16 protein-coding genes and 2 pseudogenes are annotated in these 23,243 nt (G+C 40.0%); 16 read left to right on the top strand and 2 right to left on the bottom strand.

All coding sequences use genetic code 11. From position 1 onward, the window contains the following. Window positions 1–16: 16 nt before the first annotated feature. On the bottom strand, window positions 17–2,182 hold the full coding sequence (locus tag ACM0OT_RS06455; RefSeq protein ID WP_414563702.1) for a GumC family protein: 2,166 nt from the start codon (window positions 2,180–2,182) through the stop codon (window positions 17–19). Between the two features lie 1,013 nt (window positions 2,183–3,195). Between ACM0OT_RS06455 and ACM0OT_RS06450 the strand changes: the two genes are divergently transcribed. The 12 genes and pseudogenes from ACM0OT_RS06450 (at window position 3,196) to ACM0OT_RS06395 (ending at window position 16,996) form a co-directional block, all read left to right on the top strand. After that, on the top strand, window positions 3,196–4,545 hold the full coding sequence (locus ACM0OT_RS06450; protein ID WP_414563572.1) for a glycosyltransferase family 4 protein: 1,350 nt from the start codon (window positions 3,196–3,198) through the stop codon (window positions 4,543–4,545). A 334-nt stretch (window positions 4,546–4,879) separates the two neighbouring features. After that, on the top strand, window positions 4,880–5,308 hold the full coding sequence (locus ACM0OT_RS06445; protein ID WP_414563701.1) for a hypothetical protein: 429 nt from the start codon (window positions 4,880–4,882) through the stop codon (window positions 5,306–5,308). 12 nt (window positions 5,309–5,320) lie between these two features. After that, the gene (locus ACM0OT_RS06440; RefSeq protein ID WP_414563571.1) at window positions 5,321–6,163 is read left to right on the top strand and encodes an ABC transporter permease; all 843 of its coding nucleotides are present in this window, start codon (window positions 5,321–5,323) and stop codon (window positions 6,161–6,163) included. 16 nt (window positions 6,164–6,179) lie between these two features. Next, window positions 6,180–7,466, top strand: coding sequence for a polysaccharide ABC transporter ATP-binding protein (locus ACM0OT_RS06435; protein ID WP_414563570.1), 1,287 nt, complete (start codon window positions 6,180–6,182; stop codon window positions 7,464–7,466). A 21-nt stretch (window positions 7,467–7,487) separates the two neighbouring features. Next, window positions 7,488–7,997: an acyltransferase gene (locus ACM0OT_RS06430; protein ID WP_414563569.1), complete on the top strand. Its 510-nt coding sequence runs from the start codon at window positions 7,488–7,490 to the stop codon at window positions 7,995–7,997. Window positions 7,998–8,166: 169 nt separating this feature from the next. Beyond that, window positions 8,167–8,883 (top strand): annotated as a pseudogene (locus ACM0OT_RS06425) (Gfo/Idh/MocA family protein); the annotation flags it as partial. A 23-nt stretch (window positions 8,884–8,906) separates the two neighbouring features. Further along, window positions 8,907–9,935 (top strand): DegT/DnrJ/EryC1/StrS family aminotransferase, encoded by a 1,029-nt coding sequence (locus ACM0OT_RS06420; protein WP_414563568.1) that lies wholly within the window; start codon window positions 8,907–8,909, stop codon window positions 9,933–9,935. A gap of 12 nt (window positions 9,936–9,947) precedes the next feature. Further along, window positions 9,948–10,655, top strand: coding sequence for an acyltransferase (locus ACM0OT_RS06415; RefSeq protein WP_414563567.1), 708 nt, complete (start codon window positions 9,948–9,950; stop codon window positions 10,653–10,655). Continuing rightward, window positions 10,645–11,619: an NAD-dependent epimerase/dehydratase family protein gene (locus ACM0OT_RS06410; RefSeq protein ID WP_414563566.1), complete on the top strand. Its 975-nt coding sequence runs from the start codon at window positions 10,645–10,647 to the stop codon at window positions 11,617–11,619. The genes ACM0OT_RS06415 and ACM0OT_RS06410 overlap by 11 nt, the downstream gene beginning before the upstream one ends. Continuing rightward, complete coding sequence (locus ACM0OT_RS06405; protein ID WP_414563565.1) at window positions 11,612–12,814, top strand: DegT/DnrJ/EryC1/StrS family aminotransferase; 1,203 nt, start codon at window positions 11,612–11,614, stop codon at window positions 12,812–12,814. Before ACM0OT_RS06410 ends, ACM0OT_RS06405 begins: the two co-directional genes overlap by 8 nt. Before the next feature lie 163 nt (window positions 12,815–12,977). Beyond that, window positions 12,978–16,010 (top strand): N,N-dimethylformamidase beta subunit family domain-containing protein, encoded by a 3,033-nt coding sequence (locus ACM0OT_RS06400; RefSeq protein ID WP_414563564.1) that lies wholly within the window; start codon window positions 12,978–12,980, stop codon window positions 16,008–16,010. 23 nt (window positions 16,011–16,033) lie between these two features. Next, on the top strand, window positions 16,034–16,996 hold the full coding sequence (locus ACM0OT_RS06395) for a hypothetical protein (protein ID WP_414563563.1): 963 nt from the start codon (window positions 16,034–16,036) through the stop codon (window positions 16,994–16,996). A gap of 343 nt (window positions 16,997–17,339) precedes the next feature. Here ACM0OT_RS06395 and ACM0OT_RS06390 read toward each other — a convergent pair. Continuing rightward, a pseudogene (locus tag ACM0OT_RS06390) lies at window positions 17,340–17,951 on the bottom strand (ISL3 family transposase). A 177-nt stretch (window positions 17,952–18,128) separates the two neighbouring features. On the opposite strand from ACM0OT_RS06390, the gene ACM0OT_RS06385 reads away from it, so the two are divergent. From ACM0OT_RS06385 to ACM0OT_RS06370, 4 genes are all read left to right on the top strand, one after another. Further along, window positions 18,129–20,420: a glycosyltransferase family protein gene (locus tag ACM0OT_RS06385; RefSeq protein ID WP_414563562.1), complete on the top strand. Its 2,292-nt coding sequence runs from the start codon at window positions 18,129–18,131 to the stop codon at window positions 20,418–20,420. A 126-nt stretch (window positions 20,421–20,546) separates the two neighbouring features. Continuing rightward, window positions 20,547–21,245 (top strand): class I SAM-dependent methyltransferase, encoded by a 699-nt coding sequence (locus ACM0OT_RS06380; RefSeq protein WP_414563561.1) that lies wholly within the window; start codon window positions 20,547–20,549, stop codon window positions 21,243–21,245. A 23-nt stretch (window positions 21,246–21,268) separates the two neighbouring features. After that, window positions 21,269–22,195: a glycosyltransferase gene (locus tag ACM0OT_RS06375; protein WP_414563560.1), complete on the top strand. Its 927-nt coding sequence runs from the start codon at window positions 21,269–21,271 to the stop codon at window positions 22,193–22,195. Between the two features lie 30 nt (window positions 22,196–22,225). Beyond that, on the top strand, window positions 22,226–23,230 hold the full coding sequence (locus ACM0OT_RS06370; protein ID WP_414563559.1) for a hypothetical protein: 1,005 nt from the start codon (window positions 22,226–22,228) through the stop codon (window positions 23,228–23,230). The last annotated feature ends 13 nt before the right edge of the window (window positions 23,231–23,243 follow it).

Here is a 23,243-nt window from a genome sequence, read left to right as displayed (position 1 = left end):
CATTCTTTTGGTCAAGCTAAGAATAATTCTTATAGTTACGTTTTTCACCGTTACCAACTATACCTAAGACATCCAAACGGGAAGTTTTGAGGCTATCCAAAGCTTGTTTCAGTATGGAAGAATCTGTTTTGTCCATTTTTACTACCATCAAAATGCCGTCTGTTTGAGGTGCTAGTAAGCTAGCATCAGCAAGTTCCAAGACTGGGGGAACATCATAAATCACTAAATCAAAATTGCTGTGAAAATCTACCATCAATCTCTTCATTTTTTCAGATGAGAGCAACTTTGTCGGATCGGGTGGTATCGGTCCAGCAGTGATCACGGATAATTGGTTCATTGAGGGCAGTTCTTTAATCACTTCTTCTAGGGGCAAGTTTGTAGAAATTAAATTACTTAATCCCCATAGGTTATTGACATTTAATAGAGTGTGAATTATTGGTTGGCGAAGATCTGCATCTACCAGCAGGACTCGTTGTCCCATAACGGCAGCTACTTGAGCTAGATAAAAAGCAATGGTAGATTTACCATCACCAGGTAGTGCTGAACTAATGACAATAGAACTAATCTGGCGATCGGAACTGAGCAATTGAATATTTGTATAAAGTACCCGCACAGCTTCTAGGAATTTTTCTGAAAAGTAACCGCTGTGTTCTTCATTGGTAAAGAAAGGTAAGCCAGAAATACTGCTAGCTAGAGAAATAGGTACTTTAACCCAAGCATTTTTTTTGTTTGTCGTGTGATCACGGTTGTTTTCCAATTGTTTTTCAAATGGAATACTACCTAAGACTGGCAGTCTGACCTTTTCCTTGAGAGTATTAACTGTATGGTAAGTACTGTCTAATTTTTCCATCAAAAAGGCAATACCAATGCCTATGACTATACTGGCAACCAATCCTGTGAACAAACTACGTGTCATATTTGCAGAGTTAACAGGGTTCACTGGTTTTTCAGGTGATTGAATCAATTGCCACCCCAATTCTGTCTGGGATCTCTGAATTTGAAGATTTTCGCGGGTAGATAAAAACCGATTCAAGCTTTCAGTTGCTACCTGTAACTGGCGTTGTATTTCAGTATATTGCCTAGACAAAACTGGTAGTTGCTGGCGTCGTTGTTCCAGACTTTGTTCTAATTTGGCAAGTTCTCGACTTTGTACTTCTAGATTTTGCAGCTGAGTTAATAATTCTGCCGACCTTGTATTTAAAGCTCGCTGTGATTCTTGTTGTAGCACAGACAATAAGCGACTTCGTGTTTCTCTCAATTTTTGGAGACTTGGGTTAGCATCTTGTAAACGAACTGACTCTGTAGCTATCTGTACATCAAGTTGCTGAATTTGGCTGAGTAATTGCTGATACAACGGAGAACTATTTAACACTGTCTCTCGGCCACTTGCCTCTTGTAAAAAATCGAGACTAGCACGGGCTTGTGATAATTGGAGATCAATAACTCCTCTTTGTTCAGACAATGCGGTGGTTTGAGTCGCAAGTGATGCAGCCTGACTTTCTGGATTGCTCAAGTCATGCTTTTGTTGAAAAAGTTGCAGTTCTCGTTGCAGATTATCAACGCGAGTTTGGATGTCTGGCAGTTCTTGGTCAATAAACTGAGTCCCCTGACGCAATTTGGTTTGCCGTTTCTCTTGGCTGTATTCTAAAAACTCTTGAGCAATTTTATTTAGTACTTCTTGAGTCTTATTTGCATCTTGAGTTCGATAGGTGACTCTGATAATTTTGGTTTCATCCAACTGAGCAATATTTAGAGAATTGATCAGCGAACCGTATGTGAGGTCTGGATAATCTATTTGTAGCTGCTGAACAATCTTTCCCAACATTTCAGGGCTTTTCAGAACTTGGATTTGACTGTCATAATCTAAAGCAGAATTATTCCTATTAGGCTCTTCGACAATATTTACAACTTCATCATCCAAAGGTTCTACCAACATCTCAAAAGAACTTTCATATTCGGGTTGCTGGGGATTCAGTATTAAGTTGGCAATCACAGCAGTCATCACAGCAATACTTACCCCTGCTATGACTAGCGCTCGTCGTTTGACAACATCCAACAATCCTGAAAAATCGCCGTCATTTCCTTCTCCGTCATCCATTGGTAAAGGCTGGGACTGAGGAAATACATGTATAAATTGACTATCGTCATTAGAATTTGAGAATTGAGAAGAATGATTCTTCATCATCTATTAATACTTGGTAGTGTTTCACGTAGGATTCAGTAATAAGAACTTTTAATTCAGAAGCGAAGGTATATTAAAGTTAAAAATAAAGGTATTAACATGATATTGACCCTAATTTTCTAATAAAAAGAAATAAATTAAGTTACTAAGATTATTTATATTTTTTTATTTACGTAAATTCAGTTGAGTCTAAGGATAATACTTACGTGCTTGACTTTGATGAATGGGCATTGCATAAAGTATAAGTTAATTTATTTAACTACTATTACATAAGCCAATGTATCTAATGATAACTTATTTATATAGTTTATACCACGGTTGAAGATTGTCAAAGAATTAAGATTTTATTACATTGTTATGTTGATTTGATGAAGAATTTGAGGGCTTAACTTAAAAAATTATCACCTAATATAAATTTACTGTAAAGTAATTTGGGTAACATACAAATATGATATTCTAAATTTGCTAAATAAAACCCAGTAAATGCTTATGTAAGCAAATCAGTAAAATAAATTACATTGTACAGGAATAATATACGTAAGTACAAATAACTAAGGAATTCTGCTGTTGTATAGTTAAGTAAAAGTTTTAACAATGTTCACTTATTGTAGATTTGTTATAAAATTTTAGTTCTACTATTTGCTCCTAGCAGACTACGCAGATAATAAAAACATGTAGTTAGTAATCTATCTAAATTTTATCTTCACCATTTTTGTGTTTCCTTTTATTAAGATTAGTTTTAAGTTAGATAGAGAATTTTTGGATGGGTGTAACACATTTATTCTTGATAGATAATTTAATATTTTCTTTATCCATAGAGTGTGCTGCAAATTATGTAATTCTCTGTATACTTAATACCTATGTTGATATAATTTAGTAGCTAAACCAAAGCTAGTAGAAATTAATTATTAGTGTTCCAGTGCAAATTACACATTAATGGCTAGGGCAGTACAGTAATAATATTTGTTTGCAATTAAAACTTTTGAATTTTTCCAAGATTAGGATGAAAGCCGATGAAAATTGATGAATGGATTAATCACAAATTATTGCAATCCATTTCTACTCGGACAAACACCAAGAACGAGAATTATAGAGAATCATACAAAGCGATCAAATTGTCTGTAGTTACCCAATTTTTTCCTCCAGATTATGCAGCCACAGGCCAGTTAATAGAAGAACTAGTAAGACAGTTAGAGCAACAAGGGGTTGATATAGAAGTTTTTACAAGTCAACCTGGATATGCCTTTAGGTCGGATAGTGCGGCAACATTTGAATACTCTGGTGGAATCAAAATTCAGCGATCGCGCACGGCTCAACTTTGGCCAGGTAGGATTCGTGGTAAAGCCGTAAATGGTATTTTATACACTGTGCGGGCCGCATTGCATTTGCTCAGAGCTTGGCGGCGCAGTAATTTAATGCTAGTGACTACGGCTCCCCCATTTTTACCATTAATAGGGTATTTGGCTTATGTATTGTTCCGATTGCCCTATGTATGCATACTTTATGACCTTTACCCAGATATTGCGATCGCCTTGGGAGTGGTGTCTCCTCGTAGCTGGTTAGCGCGAATGTGGCGCGCCATCAACAGACAGGTTTGGCTAAATGCCAAGGGGATCATAGTGCTAAGTCCAGCCATGAAGGAGCAGGTGGTGGCGAATTGTCCACAAGTGGCTGAGAAAATTTCTGTAATCCACAGTTGGGCTAACCCTGATTTAATTAAACCTCTTGCCAAACCAGAAAACTGGTTTGCGTGGAAGCATAACTTAGTAAATAAGTTTACTGTTCTTTACTCCGGTAATATGGGACGCTGCCATGACATCGACACCATGTTCGCAGCTGCTAAGGAACTGCAAAACGAACCAATTCAGTTTGTATTTATTGGTGGCGGGGCAAAGCGTGATGAATTAGTAGAAGAAGTTGAGCAATTAGGGTTAGAAAACTTTACATTTTTACCATACCAAGACAAGAAAGATCTGCCCTATTCACTAACAGCTTGTGATCTGTCATTAGTTAGTGTAGATGCTTGTACAGAAAATTTAGTTGCTCCTAGCAAGCTTTACTCAGCTTTAGCAGCGGGAAGACCTTTAGCAGTGATATGTTCACCTAATTCATATTTGCGGGAATTAATTTCTGAAGCCGAGTGTGGCGGTACATTTGATAATGGAGATAGTCATGGACTTGCTCAATTTATTCGTTTACTTAGTCGTGATCAACAACTAGGAGAAAAAATGGGCATGGCAGGGAGAGATTATTTGCGATCGCACTTTACACCTAAGGTGATAGCGCAAAAATACTTTGAAGTTTTACAACAAGCTATCACCCCTGGTAAAGTAAGAATTATGCCTCAGAAAATTAAAAAGTAAATATGATGAAGGTATTTAAACTTTGATAAATTTCAGGTAAAGCATGAATCAATGTGTGAAAAAACACCATACATCGTGGTATAAATTTACCATTGCAAGATTAATTGCAGAGATTACAATTCTTGATATCCAAAAATTAATTTTTGCCCTGAATTAAGAGTTGTAAATAGATGATGAAATCCGAAATCAGCTAAAAAAATAAAAAATTGCATTAGTTTCCATTAAAAAAATGTGTGTTCTCTCAGGAGTTGGGCTTTGACGGTCTTGTGATCTCAGTCCCTCCAGCGTAACCTTCCCGATTTGTTGTGTATGTAGATTGACATGGGAGGTCGAATTGCAGAGAAGGTGTGACCGAAATCGAAAACGTTCTAAAAGAAGGGCTATTTATTGCCCAATTCATAACTGTTATTTGGATAGTGTTAGTCAGAAATATCCGATGTTTGCTGACCAAGCAGGACAGTTACAGCAACGGGGGATGAGTCGGCGTAGTGCATTAATGCTAGTCCAGACTCACACAGCAGTACTCATAGAAGGTGAATGGTTAGAAGCTTTTTGGTGTGAAGAATGCCAGGAAACAAAATGGTATCACGTGCGTAAGTCAGGTAATAACGTCTATGAACTTACACCAGCACCACAAGAGCTTTGGCAACAGGTAACAGGCGTAACTGACCCCAGGGGTAATCCTACTGTGGGAGAATTTACCCGCCGACATTCACGAATGGTTAGCAACCATAGCATCAAAGATTTTAAATTTGTGGTTTAAGTATCAAGAAATATGAACAGTCGAGATATCGTCTCCAAACAGGAGTTAGTGATTGAAGCCGGACGCTCCGAGCAGCAGTATTGGCAAGATTTATGGCGCTATCGAGAACTGTTCTATTTTCTTGCTTGGCGAGACATTTTAGTACGCTACAAACAAACGGCTATCGGTGTTATTTGGGCGCTAATTCGACCATTTTTGACAATGGTGGTATTTACCGTGGTTTTTGGCAAAATTGCTAATTTACCTTCAGGAGGAGTCCCATATCCAATTCTAGTTTTTTCAGCTATGTTGCCCTGGCAGTTCTTTTCTACTGCCTTGAGTGAGTGCAGCAATAGTTTAATTGCTAATGCCAACTTAATTTCTAAAATTTACTTTCCGCGTTTGATTGTACCCATCAGCGCCGTAATAGTCAGTTTTGTAGACTTTATGATTTCTGGCATAATTTTATTGGCGCTGATGGCTTGGTATAACTATGTTCCTAACTGGTACATTTTGACCTTGCCCTTATTCATTGGCATCGCTTTTGCTGCTTCCATAGGAGCAGGTCTATGGCTAGCAGCGTTAAATGTAGAGTACAGAGACTTTCGCTATATAGTGCCGTTTATTGTCCAGTTTGGCTTATATATATCGCCTGTTGGTTTTAGTAGCAACGTTGTGCCAGAGCAGTGGCGTTTGCTTTACTATTTAAATCCGATGGTAGGCGTAATTGATGGCTTTCGTTGGGCAATTTTAGGTGGAGATGCAAAAATCTACTGGACTGGATTCATTCTATCTATAGGGTTAGTTTTATTTTTATTAATCAGTGGCATTTGGTACTTCCGCAAAACGGAACGAACATTTGCTGATGTGATTTAAGTTAGGGTATTTGCCAATGTCTCAGAAGATTATTTGTGTAAATAATTTAAGCAAAAAATATATTATTTCTCATCAACGTGAGGGAGGCGATCGCTATCAATATAAAGCTCTCAGAGATGTCATTGCTGATGGTGCTAAATCTCTGGCGAAAACATTTATTAAACCTGGGAGCAAAAAAATACCTAATCCAGGGCGGGAAGAGTTTTGGGCATTACAAGATGTTTCTTTTGAGGTTAAACAAGGTGAGGCGATAGGAGTTATTGGACGCAATGGTGCCGGCAAATCAACGTTGCTCAAAATTCTGAGTCGAATCACCGAACCCACCAAAGGACGTATCTCCATCAACGGGAGGGTAGCCAGCTTACTTGAAGTAGGAACAGGATTTCACCCTGAACTCACTGGACGAGAGAACATTTACCTCAACGGTTCTGTTCTGGGGATGAGTAAAGTTGAAATTAAACAGAAATTTGATGAAATTGTCGCCTTTGCTGAAGTCGAGAAATTTTTAGATACTCCAGTAAAACGTTATTCCTCTGGAATGTATGTCCGTCTGGCTTTTTCCGTTGCGGCTCACCTAGAACCTGAGATTTTGATTGTAGACGAAGTTTTGGCAGTGGGCGATTCGGCTTTTCAAAAGAAGTGCTTAGGAAAAATGGGAGATGTAGCAACTAAAGAAGGACGCACAGTCTTATTTGTCAGTCATAGTATGCAAGCGATCGCCCAACTCACCCAACGTTGTATCCTGCTTTCTAAAGGTAATGTTCAGTTTGATGGTAATACCAGCAAAGCCATACAATTATATCTGGCTGGGCAGAAAGAAGAGGTGGAAGCACAAGCTGTTTATCAAGCGCCAGACAGTAAAACAGGTAATTATATAGCTTGGGCAAAGATACATACTTCAGAGGGACAAGGAATTCACTGCTGGGGGAAACCTATTACCGTTGAGTTTGCCCTCCATATAGAAAAACCCCATGAAAGTCTGCGTTTTTCGTTTCAAATAGTTAGCGCCTTGCAACAGCCCATTGGTATATTCTACTTTTTTGAATCTGATGCACCTTTCCATCGGGAACCAGGAACTCACATCTTACGGTGTGAGATACCCAAATTGCGGCTTTACATGGGTTCTTATACCTTAACGACATGGTTTGCGGAACGACGTAGCGAAGCCCTGTTAGAAAATCTCCGAGAAATTTGCCCGTTTGAAGTAAGTATGCACGAATTTGAACGACTAGATTATCCGTGGCAACCTGATGAATGTACTTATTTAGAAGATGCGGTTTGGAAAACTGAAGAAAAATATTAATCAATTTGAGGGAGATAAATAATGCCAATAAATGATGATGTCAAGTTAGGTAGTCATGTGAAAATTTTTCATCCCCAACTTGTAAACCTTTATGGTTGTACTATTGGGAGTGAAACCAAGATTGGCACATTTGTGGAAATTCAGAAAAGTGTCATCGTAGGCAGTCGGTGTAAGGTTTCATCACACAGCTTTCTCTGTGAGGGAGTCATTCTTGAAGATGAAGTATTTGTTGGTCATGGCGTTATGTTTACCAACGATCTTTATCCACGTGCCACTAATGAAGATAGTAGCTTGAAAACAGATGCTGACTGGGATGTTTCAGAGACACGAGTCAAACGCTGCGCTTCTATTGGTAGCAACGCCACGATCTTAGCAGGAGTGACGATTGGCGAAAAAGCCATAGTTGGGGCTGGAGCAGTAGTGACTACCGACGTACCCGATTATGCAATCGTAGCGGGAGTTCCTGCTCGTGTAATTGGGGATGTGCGCGATCGCTCTCATCACTTGGAAATGTCAGCTAGCAGTTTGTAAGATTTTTGTTTATTTATATTTAGATATTTCTGAATTTTAAGTCCTGCAAAAATCAAGCTTTTTTCTGTCAAATAAAAAGTGATTTGTGATAGAAACAGCAACTATTACTAACCTTTATTGGCATTGGTTGATAGTGCATAAAAAATAAATTTTCATTAATTGAAACACAATGGGAAACATCATTAATATCGGTGTCATCGGCTATGGTTATTGGGGTCCAAATCTGGTAAGAAATTTTGTAGAGATGCCAGAAGTTGAAGTTAGAACAGTCAGTGACTTTAACCCAGAACTCTTGGCAAAGGTGCAGGCTCGGTATCCCAAAATTAAAGTCACTAAAGATTGCCGAGACATATTTACAGATCCCAAAATTGATGCTGTAGTCATCGCCACACCTATTTCAACTCACTTTGAATTAGCTTTAGCAGCATTGCAGGCTGGTAAACACGTCTTGGTGGAGAAGCCAATGACAACTACCTCCGCTCAAGCAATGCGGCTGATTGCAGAGGCGGAAAAACGTAACCTAGTGTTAATGGTCGATCACACCTTTGTGTATACAGGTGCTGTCCGCAAGATGCACGATTTAATCGGCACTAATTCCTTGGGTGATATTTACTACTATGATTCTGTCCGCGTCAACCTGGGACTTTTTCAGCATGATGTCAATGTCATCTGGGATTTGGCAGTTCACGATCTCTCAATCATGAGCTATGTATTACCATCCCAGCCTTACGCTGTGTCAGCGACAGGCATCAGCCATGTTCCTGGAGAACCAGAAAATATTGCCTACTTGACCTTATTCTTTGAAAATAGCTTGATTGCTCATCTTCATGTCAATTGGCTAGCACCGGTAAAAGTTCGTCGCACACTGATTGGTGGTAGTCAGCGCAAGACGAAATTGATACCGCCGTCTTGAAAGTACTTGCAAGTACGCAATTTGTTCTGGGGAATGAAGTCAAGGCTTTAGAAGCCGAGTTTGCAGATTACTGTAACGCTGATTATGGCATTGCTGTCAATACAGGTACTAGCGCCCTCCATTTAGCATTACTAGCAGCAGGTATTGGTGCTGGTGACGAAGTGATTACCGTGCCTTTCACCTTCGTTGCCACCACAGCAGCAATTTGTTATACCGGAGCCACACCCGTTTTCGTAGATATTGATCCTGTTTCCTACACAATAGATGTCACCCAAATTGAACAAGCCATAACTGAGCGCACCAAAGCCATTCTGCCGGTACATTTATACGGTCAACCAGCAGACATGGAACCAATTTTGGACATTGCCCGCCGTCATGGTTTGGTTGTGATAGAAGATGCAGCTCAAGCTCACGGGGCTGAGTACAACGGGCAACGGGTAGGTAGCATCGGTGACATTGGTTGTTTTAGCTTTTACCCTGGTAAAAATTTAGGGGCTTATGGTGAGGGAGGCATGGCAGTTACCAATAATCCTGAATATGCCCACACTATGGGAATGCTGCGTGACTGGGGTCAAGAGCGCAGATATCACCATGTCCTCAAAGGTTACAACTATCGCATGGATGGCATCCAGGGAGCGATTTTACGGGTAAAGTTAGGCTACATCGAAGCGTGGACAGAAGCAAGAAGAACACACGCAGCAAAGTATGATCAACTTTTGGCAGGTTCTGGTGTCAGCATACCAGATGTGATGCCTTATAGCCGTCACGTTTATCATGTCTACGCCGTGCGATCGCCTCAGCGAGATACCCTACAACAAAGTCTGCAAGAGCAGGAAATTCAGACAGGCATCCATTACCCAATTCCAGTGCATCTCCAACCAGCTTATGCTGAATTTGGTTATAAACCTGGAGATTTTCCACACTCAGAAGCAGCATCTAGGGAAGTGTTATCCCTGCCTATGTATGCAGAACTAAGCACAGAGTCACAGATTCAGGTTGCCAAGGCGGTAATTAGCTTAACATAACCAAGGAATTCAATGTCTGATCCAGGTAAGACTAAGATAGTCACAGCTATCCACGGTTTACAATCAGAAAAGCTAGACCCTGACTTTGAAATTCAGCTAGCAGAATATTTAAATACTCAGTATGAACAAAAACCATTAATCGAATTATACGCACGCTTTGCTACAAGTGACGGCGAATTTGACGGGCTAATGCGGCGAGCTATTTGGCGCGCGGTAGCACACAAATTCGGGCATAACGTTCGCATTGGCAATGGTGTAGGCTTTAAACATCTCGAAACCTTTGAGATTGGGAATCAAGTATTTATTGGTTCACAAAGCTATATTCAAGGAAGGTTCGATGGTACTTGCATTATTGGTAACCACGTTTGGATTGGCCCACAGAGTTATTTTGATGCCCGTGATTTGATTATTGAAGATTATGTAGGATGGGGCCCAGGTGCAAAAGTACTGGGTTCAGCACACACTGGCTTGCCGATTGATGTTCCCATCATCCAAACAGACCTAGAAATTAAATCAGTAAAAGTGGAAACAGGAGCTGATATCGGGATGAATGCAGTGATCCTACCTGGCGTAACAATTGGCCAAGGCAGCATTGTTGGTGCTGGAGCAGTTGTTACCAAGGATGTACCACCATTTGCGATCGTCGCTGGTGTCCCCGCTAAGTTTTTACGCTGGCGGGAAGGATATGAACCATTAAAGAGTACAGAATATGCAAAATAAACGAATTTTAATTACAGGTGGTGCAGGTTTAGTTGGTTCCCATATTGCCGATTTGTTGGTACATGAAGGAGTCTCAGAAATTATTGTTCTAGATAACTTCACTCGTGGACAATTGAAAAACCTTGCTTGGGCAAAAGAGCATGGCCCTCTGGTAATTGTAGAAGGTGATATCCGGGAGCAAAAACTCCTGAGTGAAGTCATGCAAGGTGTAGATATAGTCTTTCATCAAGCAGCAATCCGCATTACCCAATGTGCCGAAGAACCGCGTCTAGCTTTGGAAGTGTTAGCAGATGGTACTTTCAATGTGTTGGAAGCAGCAGTCAAAACTGGGGTAAAAAAGGTAGTCGCTGCCTCATCAGCCTCAATATACGGTATGGCAGAGGAGTTCCCAACAACCGAATCTCATCACCCCTACAATAACCGTACTCTCTACGGTGCGGCAAAGGTCTTTAATGAAGGTTTATTACGCAGCTTCTATGATATGTATGGGCTGGACTATGTAGCATTACGGTATTTCAACGTCTACGGCCCGCGTATGGATATTTACGGCGTATACACTGAAGTACTGATTCGCTGGATGGAGCGCATTGCTAAAGGTCAGCCACCACTGATTTTCGGTGATGGCAAACAGACAATGGACTTTGTGTATATCGAAGACATTGCCAGAGCAAATATCTTGGCTGCCAAAGCCGATGTTACTGATGACGTGTTTAATATTGCCAGTCATGTGGAAAGCAGCCTGAACGACCTAGCCTATAGTTTGGCTAAGGTAATGGGGTCAGATTTACAGCCAGAATATGGTCCAGAACGCAAAGTCAACCCCGTAGCCCGCCGATTGGCAGATGTGAGCAAAGCCAAACAATTGCTGGGTTTTGAGGCGCAGATATCTCTAGAAGAAGGATTACGTCGGCTAGTAAGTTGGTGGCGTGAACAGAAATTGGCAAAGGAAACAAGCAATGTCTGAGAAAATCAAGTCTATCCCCATCGCTAAACCCTGGATGGGTGAAGCAGAAGCAGAAGCAGCTAGCCGCGCGATCATGTCCGGTTGGGTAACACAAGGGCCAGAAGTCGCCGCCTTTGAGCAAGAGTTTGCAGCTTATATAGGGGGAAACTACGCTTGTGCTGTATCTAATTGCACTACTGCACTGCATTTAGCGCTCTTAGCTGTAGGTGTGCAACCTGGGGATGAAGTGATTACCGTCAGCCATTCCTATATTGCCACTGCCAATAGTATTCGCTACTGCGGTGCAAAACCAGTGTTTGTGGATATTGAACCACAAACATACAACATCAACCCAATGTTAATTGAGGATGTGATTACAACTCACACCCGTGCCATTCTGATCGTCCACCAAATCGGGATGCCTTGCGACCTCAAAGCCATCCTCGATATTGCCCACCGCTACGATTTGCCAGTAATTGAAGATGCAGCTTGTGCGATCGGTAGTGAAATTCTCTGGGATGGGCAGTGGGAGAAAATTGGTAAGCCACATGGAGATATTGCTTGCTTTTCTTTTCACCCCCGCAAAGTAATCAGCACTGGTGACGGTGGGATGCTGACCACAAATAACCCCGAATATGATAAACAGTTTCGCCTTTGGCGACAACATGGAATGAGTGTCCCTGATACTGTACGCCACGGTGCGAAACAGGTAATATTTGAGTCATATCCGATGCTGGGTTACAACTACCGCATGACTGATATTCAAGCAGCAGTTGGCCGAGAACAACTCAAACGTCTGCCAGAAATTGTGGAACGCCGACGTTATTTGGCACAGCAATATCAGGAAAAGCTAGCAGATGTACCGGGATTAAAGTTACCCACTCAGGCAAATTGGGCAAAGAGTAACTGGCAGAGTTTTTGTGTACGGCTAACAGAGAAATATGACCAGCTACAAGTCATGCAGGGAATGCTAGATGCTGGCATTGCCACGCGACGCGGGATTATGTGCGCTCATCGGGAGCCAGCTTATCAAATTGAAGCTTGGTCATGTGGACTTGAGCCAAAAGCTTGTGAGTGTGATGTTGGAAAGTGCGATCGCCTTTCTGAGAGTGAACAGGCACAAGACCATACAGTCCTCCTACCCCTGTTTCATCAAATGACTGAACAGGAACAGGACTATGTGGTGGAAGTTTTGAAAGTAGCTTCTCAGGTTTAAGGGAGTTCTCAGAAATTAATTACCACTAGTTGTGGGGTGTACATATTGTCCATCCGTGGCTTGGCCACCCCACAAGAAGTAGTTGATTATTTTTTTATTTGTAAGTCCCTAAGGAAGTTACTTTTTATCTTTCGTAATTATTAAACCTTATGGGAAACTAAGTATGGTTACTATCTTTAGCAATCAAGTTCCAAGCATTCCCAATAACAGCGATAGCTCTTACGAATTAGGGATGAAATTCCGCAGCACCGCGGCAGGAGAGATTTCCGCCGTTCGCTTTTGGAAAGCCCCCAGCGAAACAGGAACTCATATTGGCAAGATCTGGTCAGTAAGCGGAACTCTTTTAGCAAGCACCACTTTTACCAATGAGACGACTTCTGGCTGGCAGCAACAAACTCTGGACACGCCACTGATCATTCAAGCCGACACCACTTATGTAGTCTCTGTCAACGTTAACACCCATTACGTCGCCACTAACGATGAACTAGGCACCTCCATTATCAATGGGCCTCTCAGCTCAGTGGCAGACGGTAACAACGGGGTTTTCAATTTCACTCCAGGAGATTTTCCAACTGTTTCTTACCAGAATACGAACTATTTTCGTGACATCGATTTTGTAGCTATTCCCCAACCGACAATCACAAAGATTAGCGGCGACAATCAAACTGGTGCAGCCGCAACTCCCTTACCCAACCCATTGGTTGTTCAGGTCAAAGATGCAGATGGCGATCCCATATCAGGGACTACGGTGACCTTTGCTGTTACCAGTGGTGGAGGGTCAGTATCACCTTTAAGTGCATTAACTGATACAAATGGTCAGGCTAGTACTACCTTAACCCTTGGAGCGAATCCTGGCGCTACAAGTCCTGTGGTTAATAATGTGACTGCCACAGCAGACATAGGGAACGCTATCTTTTCCGCTATCTTTTCTGCCAATGCCAGTCCTTCAGGAGAGGTTCAAACTCTGTTTACAAATCAAGTCCCAGATTTGCCAAATTCTACAGATTATAACCCTACTTATGAATTAGGCATGAAATTCCGCAGCGCTCAAGGCGGACGAATTGCCACCATCCGCTTCTGGAAAGCTGCTAGCGAAACAGGAAATCATGTCGGCAAAATTTGGACGGCAACGGGAACTCTATTAACAAGTGTGGTTTTTACTAACGAAACGGCTTCTGGCTGGCAGGAGCAGCTTCTAGAAACACCAATAAATATTCAAGCCAATACGACTTATGTAGTTTCTGTCAACATCAACACCCATTACGTTATTACTCAAAATGCACTGGCTAACCCCATAGTCAATGGCGATCTTAGCTCAGTAGCAGACGGCAGCAACGGGTTATACAATGTAAATTCAAATTCTTTTCCAACCAGCTCTTTCCGGAATGCTAACTATTTTTGCGACATTGGCTTTATCGTTGGCAGCGCCTTAATTAAAGTCAGTGGAGACAATCAAAGTGCCACCACAGGAGCAGCTCTGCCCAACCCCCTAGTTGTACGAGTTGTAAACGCTCAAAACGTTCCTCAATCAGGGGTAACGGTGAACTTTGATATTATCAGTGGCGGGGGAGCGCTCTCGGTTACCAGTGCAGTCACTAATGCTAGTGGTGAAGCAAGTACTACTGTCACAGTAGGGCAAGCTCCTACCGCACTTGGAGGACTGACAGTCAGGGCGAAGGCAATAGGCATTGGCACTACCAACTTTTCGGCTACAGCAATTCCGACGAACCCGAATCCCATCTATTTGGAAAATCTCAATCCAGGCACGACTAACTGGAAACTGGACAACCCTGGCAATGGAGAGATCGCGGGTTATGCCTCGGCCACCAGTGTTAATAAAGGGGGATCGCTAGATATTAAGGTTTCTCTTGGACAACCAGCACAGTATACCATCGATGTGTATCGCTTAGGCTACTACAGTGGTAAGGGAGGAAGGCTGATTGCCAGCAGCGGTACCCTAACAGGCACGACCCAACCCGCCTGTAGTATAGACCCTAATACCAGACTTGTTGAATGTAACTGGACAACTTCCTACGTTTTGCAGGTAGGTAGCAACTGGACTAGTGGTCTTTATGTAGCGAAACTCACTGACCAGGCAACAGGCGTAGTAGCCCACGTGTGGTTTGTAGTCCGGGATGATAGCAGCACGGCTGATGTTTTATTCCAGAGTTGTGTTTCTACTGTCCTAGCCTATAGCTCCACGGGGGGTTACAGCTTGTACAGTTCCGACAGCCTTGAGAGGCAGCGGGCTTTCAAGGTTTCCTACGACCGGCCGTTCTTCCAAGCAACTTATCAAAATTCTAGCCAACCAGCCAAACCTTTGCAGTGGGAATACAACATGGTGCGTTGGCTAGAATCTCAAGCTTACGATGTTACCTACACTGACAACATGCAGGTACACGCCAACCCACAAGAATTGTTCAGTCATAAAGTATTTTTGTCTGTAGGCCACGATGAGTACTGGTCTAAAGAAATGCGGGATCATGTGGAAATTGCCCGAGATGCCGGAATTAATTTGGGAATTTTCTCCGCCAATAGTTGTTATTGGCGAGTGAGGTTTGAAAGTTCTACTACTGCTGCGGGACAAGTCAGACCTAACCGGGTGATGGCCTGTTACAAAGCGGATTGGGCATTAGATCCAGTTGTCCAACAGCAGGGGCCATCAGCTGCAACTAATAAATTCCGTAGCGCCCAGAACCAGCGACCAGAAAATGCTTTGTTTGGAGTGATGTACGGTAGCGATTTAGATACCTACGGTGGTTTTAATTTTACTGTTAGCAACGCTAGTGATCCTTACTACGCAAACACAGGACTCCAGAATGGAGATCATCTGGCGATGTTAGTGGGTTATGAATGGGATTTTATCGTTAATAATGGGTCTGCTCCTGCTGGAGTCGTCAAATTGTCTGAGTCAACAACCATACCCTCCACTGTACTGCCTACCTTCGACGAACCAGTTGGAGAACAAGGACTTCCTGCCAACCAGGATTTTACCAAATCTCACTCAGTCCGCTACACAGCTAGTAGTGGGGCTAAAGTTTTTGCCTCCGGTACCATTCAGTGGGCATGGGGGTTAGATAGTGACGGCATTAGCCCATTTCGGGAAGATACTCGCGCTAAGCAAATGACTGTCAACATCTTAGCAGACATGGGGGCGAAACCCCAGACACCAAATGCAAACCTGATTGTTCCTTAAAGCATCTCACAAGGAGTATCGTAATGCCATCATTAAAACGCCGACAATTTGGCCAGCTAGCTGCTGCGAGTTTGACTTCTACTGTTGTTGCTGGTCTGTCTAATAAGGCCGTTGCTCAAAAGCCCGAACTCAAGCAGGAAATTCTTTATGGAGTCAAACCCCTTGCTACACCCAACAATGAAAACCGGGAAGACCAAACTCCGTCAATAGAGTTGAGTACTGCCGAATTGGCAACGGGAAAAGTTCTTTCTAGGCTCAATCGCCAATCTCTGTTCGTTGACAATCCTTCGCCTGTACCGAAAAAAGGAAGAGCTTTCTATGTTGCTCAGTCTAATCGAGTTACAAAGGCGGTAGCACTTAAAGATGGGAGTCTTGTAATTTCTACTGTGTCTAGCACGAGAAATGGTTTTTTCAACCATCTGTTGTTTACTGTCGGTAATGCTGCTGTCCCTGTATTTAGAGCGAAAAAAGTACTAGGCTTTAAGAAATCCAATCAAACTGTTGAAAGTTTGCTGAGCCTTCCCAATAATCGACTTCTGTGTTTGGTAGCAACCGAGGGTGTCCCGCCTTATAGTTTCAGAACGATCGATTTCACCACAGGTAAAGTTCTTGACCGCGACGATTTGGATCTACCTCCATTACCACTCAACCATGGATTTGCTAACCTGTGCCAAGATGCCAAGGGAAATATTTTTGCAACTGAGATCGGCTCAGAAGGTATCCCAATTTTAATTTCAATTAACTTGCAGGAGAAAGCCCTAGTTACTGGCAAGGTGGTAATTAAGAGATTGGCGCCACTGAAGTTTGAAGGACGCCCTCTTTCCAACGATCTTAAAGACTTGACCTTCTCTCCTTCTGGTCAATTGTATGCGGTTGCTGCTGATACTAATAGAAAAAACAATGCCGTATTTACAGTAGACGTGAAAACCGGCAGGCTGGGGCGAGTAAGGAACTTTGAATCTGAGAAGTTTACGTTCGCTCTCTAGTATTACAAGTTTATACCAATTCGCAATAGTCGCCTCCAGCAAGAAGCAAGCTACGCAATTAATAAATACAGATTCTATCTAGGTTTTAAGGGTTGAATCTGTTACCGAATTTTAGAGAATTGGTATTAGTGCTAAAGAAGCGAGCGCATGAATTAAAACCTTTGTGCAATCGCTTCGCTTATTCCTAAAAACTCAAAGCCATAAAAAATAGGCTAAGTAGTATTATTAGTATTAAAAGTGTGCGATATATTCTGAAATATACAGAAAAATTGAACGTTCGCTGTTCGATAAAATAAACTTATATAAAAGAAAAATATGGCTCTTCCAGACTAGATATGTTAAATTAACAACAGAAATACCAATTTAGTAAAACCCTTCTTCTAAAACTATGAAAGTTAGTTAAGCCATAAGCTTTGCGTTTAATAAGCTTAATCTTCTGATTAATTCCTTCTACAATACCCTGAGTAATTCGGTGATCAAAATAAGCAATAATTTCATCTATCCATTTACTGATTGTTCGACAACTTTTGGGGAAAAGTTTATAAGCTGCTTGTGTCCAATCCAGAAATTTATATAAGGCTTCATCACTGGTTATGGAACTTTCAAATATATCTCTAATTGCTTCTTTATGGCGATATATTTCTCCTAATTATGGAGCCACTTTTTGGAGTAAATTTATCTGAGATTGTTCCTGAGTACTGAGGCATTCTTTTTTCTTTAACAAAGGGTATTTACTGTGATTTAAGCCAGTTAATTTATTTTCTCTTTCTTGGCGGTTTTTAATTTTTAAGGCTGCTCTTTTTTCCTGTTTTCTTCTTGCATCTAACTCCTGATTGATTTGTTTCATGACATGAAACCTATCGGCTACATAAGTGATAAAGTCGTAATTAATAACCTTGATATCTTCAATATTAATAAATTTAGTAATAAAATGAAGTAGGGGATTAGATGGCATATTTATTAAAATAGTAGTTTTCATATTTAATCTTTCTTTTACTTTATATTATGAATTTATTCTGTAATTACTCTTCCTGCATACTTTACCGCCACTATTAACTGCTAATTACAGAAATTATGCTTGATTTATTTATGTTATTTTAACATAACTACTCTGGGAGAGCCAAAAATATTTATGAATAACATTAATAAACCAAAACTTGTTTTCTTTCAATGGAATAATCAAGGTTCAGCCAAATTTTACAATTTACATAAACAAGAACATGTTAAGTGTCTATCAGAATTTTTTGAAGTAATTGTTATTAGTCATGAAAGCGATTACCAACAAATTTGCGAACAATATCAACCAGATTTAGCTTTGTTTGAAACTGGTAATGCCTCATCTGATAAACGACGAGTTAAAAATACTCATTATTATCCAGAAATACCAAAATTAGCTTTCTATAACGGAGATTCTTTTTGTGGATTTCATTCAGCCTTTCTTTCTGATATCGAACATTGGGGAATAGAGACAGTATTTACAATATCCATTCCTTTAGCTGAATATCTTCCAGAGATTGCTGACAATTTATTTATCTGGCCAAATTTTATAGATTCTGACATATTTAGAGACTATAATCAACCTAAAAATATCCCAGTGCTGATTACTGGTAGCCAAACATCACTATATCCTTGGCGACAAAAAATTAATAGACTTGTTGCTAAATATTATCCCACTTTAATTTGTCCGCATTTAGGATATATGCAAAACCGAGAAACATCAAGAATGCTTTTTGGCGAACAGTATGCTCGGATGATTAATGCTTCTTCTTTTTCACCTACTTGCGGTACAATGGCAAGGGAATTTGTTCGCAAATTTCTGGAAATTCCTGGTTCTAAATCCTGTTTGATAACAGAAAAAAATGCAACTGTCGAAGCAGCAGGTTTTGTTGATATGGGAAATTGCGTCTTTGCTGATGAAAATGACATATTAGATAAGCTGGATTACCTATTTCAAAACCGGGAAGAATTAGAGAAAATTACTAATGCTGGTTATCAACTAGTTCATTCCCAACATACATTAAAACAACGAGATCAAATTTTGCAATGGTTTCATCTACACAAAGCCCTGAAACCAAATCAAAGGATTGTTCAAAAAAGTCCTTTTGAGCCTTTAAAGGTTGTAGACAGTTCATCAGCAATTAAAAATTCACATATTGTTGTGAACGCATCGGATGTAGCGCTACTGCATCAAGGAGATGAAAAACTCTGGGCGGGTAAATATGATGAAGCAGAAGCTTTGTATCTCAAATGCTTAAACTTTGTAGACTCTCAAGCACAACCAAAATTCCGACTGGCATTATGTCACCTCTACAAAGGCAATGCAGCAACGGCACATTATTGGATTATTCAGCCAATTGAATGGACTCTCGATCTACTAAAAGCTATAGATCCCGATCCATTAGAGTGGGCTTATTTAATTATTACTCTGCTTTGCCAAGGAAAATTAAATGATGCTGTCAACTATGCTAATAAGTTTCCCTCTCTTTGCCATTCCGAACTAGATCGGACTCGTTGGGTTATTAATACTCTCACAAGTAGAGACATTTTACCCTACAGTGACCCATTAAAATGCCAGTATAGCGCTCACCGATTGCCTAGCCAAAACTTCCAAGACTGGCTCAACCAAATCTGTATGATGCTTACAGCATGTCAACAATTTGAAGTTGTTAAATTGTTGAGCGATGCCGCTTATTTAAAATCTCAATCGCTAAATAAACAAACCAAAGGTTTTACAGATAATTTGGTTTCTAAATCGATTGATTTTAGAAGCTTAAAATCTTATAAAACCTCGGTAAAACAGTGGCTAATTTTAAATTTAAAAACATTGCTACGTGAGCCAGTCTCTCGTTTAGAAACTAGATTTGGTTACTTCCTTCCTTACGAATTTTCAACTATAAAATCTGATGAATTTTTTCAGACAATCCGCAAAATGGTCAAGGAAGAAGATATCAAAACAGCTTTAGTAATTGGAGCGTCTAGTGGAGAGGTGATTACGGAAGCACTTTTAACAGGCATCAGAGAGAACCCAAACAAGCCAACCGCCTTTTGTATCAATATTTCTACTCCTAAGTTTAATAAGTTACAAAAGCGTTTCATGAGTGAGTCTGTTGTCAAATCTTATGATATTCCGCCCAGTTCTTCAGAAGACTTACCTAAAGAAACTAGTAAAATTATCAGAAATATTAAAGAAAAAAACAATATTAATCTTTTTGATATTATTTTAATCGATGGTTCTCAATTAAGCATAAGTATTGAGGAATTAGACAATGAATTGGAAGACTATAAGTTTGTTTTATTGGATGATATAAATACATTTGAAAATTATAAGAATCACCAAAAACTACTTTTAGATTCCAATTATTTAGTATTCACCCAAAATCCAGAATTACGTAATGGGTATGCGATTTTTGAGCAACTTACTTAAATAATAGGCTAGGAAGTGATCGGGTAATGCAGAGTAGAAAATAGGAATTTTTATTACTCATTGTGAGTGTAACTCATATTCATTTAGAATCGGTTGGTGAAAACATATTTTTGGAGATTTAAGAAAATGAAAATGCAAATAAGTGATTTTTCTTATAGGGCATCATATCACTTGATTTGGCGAGCAGAACAATTACTAACTGATTTCCAAAGTTCTTCAATTAATAGGCAACTTAGCAAACTAAGCTGCTTAAATAAGAAAAAGATAAGCACACACATGACTGCTCGCGAACTAAATACGCTCTACATATTAGCTAAGGAGCTTAGAGAATCTGCAAAAGCTTTAGAAATAGGGTCTTATTTAGGAGCATCTAGTTGTTATATTGCGGCTGCTTTGGCTTCCAAAGGCGGACACTTATTTTGTGTTGATACTTGGGAAAACCAAACTATGCCTGAGGGTGAAAGAGATACATTCAAGGAGTTTAAAAAAAATACCAAAGCAGTAGCTGATCGCATCACTCTAATCAGGAAGAATAGCCAGGATCTGATACCTTCAGATTTCCTTGAGAATCCTCTAAATCTTGTTTTTATTGATGGCGATCATAGTTACAAAGGAAGCAAAAATGATTACGAAAAAGCAACTCCTTGGATTGTAGGAGGAGGTATTCTTGCATTCCATGATTGTATTGCTTTTGAAGGCGTAGCTAGAACAATTGGTGAAGCCCTTGCTAGTGGTAAATGGAAATTTGGCGGACAAGTTGATAATCTTCTTTGGCTACGTAAAGTAGAAAAAGGTTGTTTAGAATTTGAACATTCAGCATTTTAAAACAAAGCCCAAAGTCATTTTGTATGCAACTACCCCTTAGTATAATTATCTGTGCCCACAATCCTCGACGAAATTATTTAGAGAGGGTTTTAGAAGCGTTAAAATATCAAACATTATCTAAAGATTTTTGGGAAATTTTGTTAGTTGATAATGCTAGCGATCGCCCTCTAGCGTTGGAAATTAATTTAAGTTGGCATCCCCAAGCTCGCCATATTCGAGAAGAACAACTAGGGCTGACTGCGGCTCGGCTGAGAGGAATTCGAGAAGCTACGGCTGGAGTAATAGTATTTGTTGATGATGATAACGTTTTAGATTCAGATTATTTAGAAACCACATGGCAGATTAGTAAAGATTTTCCATTTATTGGTGCTTGGGGTGGACAAATTAAACCTGAATTTGAAGTACCACCTCCATCTTGGGCAAAACCTTATTTAGGAAATTTGGCAATTCGAGAATTTGAGCATGATCGCTGGTCTAATTTAACAGAGCAATATGAAACAACCCCATGTGGGGCTGGGCTTTGTGTTCGTAAGGTTGTTGCACAAAATTATAGTGAGTTAGTTCGTAAAAATCCTCAACGAGCAAATATGGATCGCAAAGGTAAAATGCTTACCTCTTGTGGAGACTCCGACTTAGCATTTACAGCCTGTGATATCGGTTTAGGTACAGGCCTATTTGCATCTTTAAAACTGACTCACTTAATACCTGCTAATCGTTTACAAGAAGACTATCTGTTGCGTTTAGTAGAAGGACTGGCTTACTCACAAACAATCCTCGCATATTTTCGAGGCGTTTTTGCGCCCCAATCTTTTTGGAAAAGCTCAAAAATATATTCGCTATATTTATTTTTACGATATGGCTTAAAAACATACTCTTTCCATCAAGCAGGAATTAAGGGTAAAAATTTGGCTTTTAAAGAGATTAAAATGCAAGAAAATGCCGTTATCTAGTTATTATTAATAAATAATATTTAATTTTATATGAATACGATAATTAGTTTGTTTTTGAATATAAGTAGATATTTAATTTCTCGAAGAAGACCTGGCATTTCTCACAAAACTTTAGACAAATGCCAAACACATTTTGATATCCAAGGGCAAGAGGCAGGAGATTATATAAAAGATATTTTATCGAGAGATAAACCCTGCATGATTAGTAGACTAGGTTCTACAGAGCTTGATACTATTTTGGTATATTTAAATATCATCGATAAATCAAGCCTTTTGCTGAAAAGCATTAAATATATCAATGGCGATTTTGGTTGGTTTTGGTGGGATGAATCAGTCAAGAAAAAAATTATAAATTTATCTGGCTTTTTCCCATCTGACGAAACTAACTTAAATCGTTTTTGTGAATTAATGATTCGTGATATCAAAAATATTGATGTACTTGGTTCCTGGTTAGAAGCAGAGGAGCGATTTAGCCAAATATTACCTAATACAATAAATGCAACAAAAGTATTACTAACAGATTTAGAACCGTATCGCCATGAACGACCTTGGTCAGCAGCTTTAGAAGGAAAAACAGTTTTAGTAATATATCCTTTTGAAGAAAGTATCAAACAACAGTACAATAAAAGACATTTGTTATTTGCGGATAGCAAAGTTTTACCAGAATTTGAACTAAAAACCATGCCAGCAGTTCAATCTATTGCAGGAAATAGTGTAGATTTTCCCACATGGTTTGATGCTCTTAATTTTATGTGCGATCGCATTTCCAATATTAATTTTGATATAGCTGTTATCGGCGCAGGAGCCTATGGTTTGCCATTAGCTGCTTTTGTCAAGAATATTGGCAAAAAGGCTATTCACCTTGGAGGAGGTACTCAAATTTTATTTGGTATTCGTGGTGCAAGGTGGGATGAAAGACCTTATTATCAAAAATTATTTAACGAACATTGGGTACATCCCCTTCCCTCAGAAAAGCCGGCAACAGTAAATAATTTTGTGCAATCTCATGGAACTGAAAATGGTTGCTACTGGTAGAATTTTAACCAAA

Origin of the sequence: Anabaena sp. CCY 9613, assembly GCF_963920895.1 — a bacterium.
Lineage (GTDB): Bacteria > Cyanobacteriota > Cyanobacteriia > Cyanobacteriales > Nostocaceae > Cyanocohniella.
This window is presented reverse-complemented; position numbering and strand designations above follow the sequence as displayed.

Bases quoted from the DNA above. Each gene is read 5' to 3' on its own strand.
- ACM0OT_RS06455 (WP_414563702.1), bottom strand. From the start codon at position 2,182: ATGAAGAATCATTCTTCTCAATTCTCAAATTCTAATGACGATAGTCAA.
- ACM0OT_RS06450 (WP_414563572.1), top strand. From the start codon at position 3,196: ATGAAAATTGATGAATGGATTAATCACAAATTATTGCAATCCATTTCT.
- ACM0OT_RS06440 (WP_414563571.1), top strand. From the start codon at position 5,321: ATGAACAGTCGAGATATCGTCTCCAAACAGGAGTTAGTGATTGAAGCC.
- ACM0OT_RS06435 (WP_414563570.1), top strand. From the start codon at position 6,180: ATGTCTCAGAAGATTATTTGTGTAAATAATTTAAGCAAAAAATATATT.
- ACM0OT_RS06430 (WP_414563569.1), top strand. From the start codon at position 7,488: ATGCCAATAAATGATGATGTCAAGTTAGGTAGTCATGTGAAAATTTTT.
- ACM0OT_RS06415 (WP_414563567.1), top strand. From the start codon at position 9,948: ATGTCTGATCCAGGTAAGACTAAGATAGTCACAGCTATCCACGGTTTA.
- ACM0OT_RS06410 (WP_414563566.1), top strand. From the start codon at position 10,645: ATGCAAAATAAACGAATTTTAATTACAGGTGGTGCAGGTTTAGTTGGT.
- ACM0OT_RS06405 (WP_414563565.1), top strand. From the start codon at position 11,612: ATGTCTGAGAAAATCAAGTCTATCCCCATCGCTAAACCCTGGATGGGT.
- ACM0OT_RS06400 (WP_414563564.1), top strand. From the start codon at position 12,978: ATGGTTACTATCTTTAGCAATCAAGTTCCAAGCATTCCCAATAACAGC.
- ACM0OT_RS06395 (WP_414563563.1), top strand. From the start codon at position 16,034: ATGCCATCATTAAAACGCCGACAATTTGGCCAGCTAGCTGCTGCGAGT.
- ACM0OT_RS06385 (WP_414563562.1), top strand. From the start codon at position 18,129: ATGAATAACATTAATAAACCAAAACTTGTTTTCTTTCAATGGAATAAT.
- ACM0OT_RS06380 (WP_414563561.1), top strand. From the start codon at position 20,547: ATGAAAATGCAAATAAGTGATTTTTCTTATAGGGCATCATATCACTTG.
- ACM0OT_RS06375 (WP_414563560.1), top strand. From the start codon at position 21,269: ATGCAACTACCCCTTAGTATAATTATCTGTGCCCACAATCCTCGACGA.
- ACM0OT_RS06370 (WP_414563559.1), top strand. From the start codon at position 22,226: ATGAATACGATAATTAGTTTGTTTTTGAATATAAGTAGATATTTAATT.